The organism is Actinoplanes sp. GCM10030250 (genome assembly GCF_042666575.1).
Lineage (GTDB): Bacteria > Actinomycetota > Actinomycetes > Mycobacteriales > Micromonosporaceae > Actinoplanes.
The window spans coordinates 1-1,586 of the sequence record NZ_JBHTDO010000093.1 but is presented as its reverse complement, the minus strand read 5'-3'; the positions used below and the strand labels follow the sequence as shown (position 1 = coordinate 1,586).

Sequence of the window (1,586 nt, the reverse complement as noted above, 5' to 3'; positions counted from 1 at the left end):
GGCGCCCATCGATCCGTGGGTGCTCGGTAGGGGTGGCGGTGGTGCGCTCACTGACCGCGTGCACGGTGCGCGGTCCCTCGTCGGCAGGCACGCGTTTGGTTGCCTCGCGTAGCGCTTGGGCGTACGCGGGTGACATCCCGTTGTGAATCACCATCGCTACCGCGATCATCACCGGCGCAATCGCATGCGTGCCCGCGTCGTACCAATGCCCTTGCGACACGTGGCGGCCGATGTTGAGCGTCACCGTGAGTGCCAGCAATCCGACCTCCGACACGGTCACCGTGCGTCGGTCCAGCTCGACACCGAACCGTGCGAGCGTCGGCACACCGAACATCAGCGTGATCAGGCAAACGCTGATCATCGCTTCGATCAGGAAGCTGAACCAGTACAGGGGATCGCTCGGCCCGCCCGGTGCCAGATTCTGCTGCACATTGACCGCCGACCACGCCATACCCGCGGCCACCACGCTGAACAGGGCGAGAGTGCTTCGCCGCGACGTACGCGCCAGTCCAGCCAGCTGCGCGTGTGGGCTGGACTCGCGCCGCTGCGCGGCCAGCGCCTTCCGCGCCTCGAGCAGATCGCGCACATCGGCGCGCATGATCTCGATATCGGCCTGGCGCAACAGATCATCCGTGGCGGCGGCGGCCTGGTCGACCTTCGCCTTTTGCCGCCGTGCCAGTGCGCGCTGCTTCTCGGCCGCGGCGCGGTCGGCATCCAGTTCGGGCTGCGACAGTACGTCGGTGAGCGCGTCGGCATCGGCCAGCAAATCGACTTGCGCGCGAGCCGACGCGATGCGTTGCGCCAGGGCGCGCACCGCATCGTCCTGGTGCGAATCGGGTGGTTTCTCGGACATGATGATTCCCCTTTTTTACTTCGAAGATTGTTCGGCGGCGGCCACGCGCCGCTCGAAGTTCGGTTTAATCGCAGCGTGCAGTACCAATGCTTCGGCGACCAAAATTCGCAACTCCTTACCGGAATTGGTTTTTGCATCAAGCAACGCCTGATACACGATCAGCGGAAGTTCGACCGTCAATTTCTTTTTGTCGTCGAAATTGAATGGTGACGCGGTCGATTTCGGCGCGCCCTCGAGGAATGTTTTCGGGTCAACCACACCCTGTCCGGTAGCGGGGTGCGGGGGCGTCGACTTGGTGCTCATTGGCGTGCCTCTTTCATAACGGGTTCGGTCAGGGCGAGTTCGGCGGTTTCGGTGGCCAGCGCCGCGATTTCGGCCGCGGCCGCGCCGCCCGGCTCGAGTTCACAGACCCCCCGGCCGGTCTCGAGGGTGTGGGTATAGATCGTGCGCGACTGAATATCGGCATGGCTGGGTGGTGCAACGATCGGGTCGGCGGCCAGCGCTTCGCGGGCGGTGGCGGTGATCAGCTGGCGCGGGTCGTACCGCATGAGCACCGTGCGTACTCGCAACTCCCAGTCAACGAGCTTCCGCGCGTCGCTCAGGATCGGGGCCATATCCCGCCGAGTCGCCCGCACATCGGCCAGCGACGCCCCCACCGGGACCAGGATCGGGCTGTGGCGGCGGTAGGCGGCCGCGGCGACTACCGCCCGCGAAATCTGATGATGATGGCCCT

2 protein-coding genes and 1 pseudogene are annotated in these 1,586 nt (G+C 65.4%); all 3 read right to left on the bottom strand.

Going from position 1 to position 1,586, the window contains the following annotated elements:
* Positions 1-853: hypothetical protein (locus ACFQV6_RS44160; RefSeq protein WP_378033724.1), on the bottom strand; the 853-nt coding region annotated here is incomplete at its 3' end.
* Positions 854-868: 15 nt separating this feature from the next.
* On the bottom strand, positions 869-1,156 hold the full coding sequence (locus tag ACFQV6_RS44155) for a hypothetical protein (protein WP_378033723.1): 288 nt from the start codon (positions 1,154-1,156) through the stop codon (positions 869-871).
* Positions 1,153-1,586, bottom strand: a pseudogene (locus ACFQV6_RS44150) (hypothetical protein); the annotation flags it as partial. The pseudogene ACFQV6_RS44150 and the gene ACFQV6_RS44155, both read right to left, overlap by 4 nt.

What these genes read in the sequence shown, in the direction of transcription:
- ACFQV6_RS44155 (WP_378033723.1), bottom strand. Translation starts at nt 1,156, where the DNA reads ATGAGCACCAAGTCGACGCCCCCGCACCCCGCTACCGGACAGGGTGTG.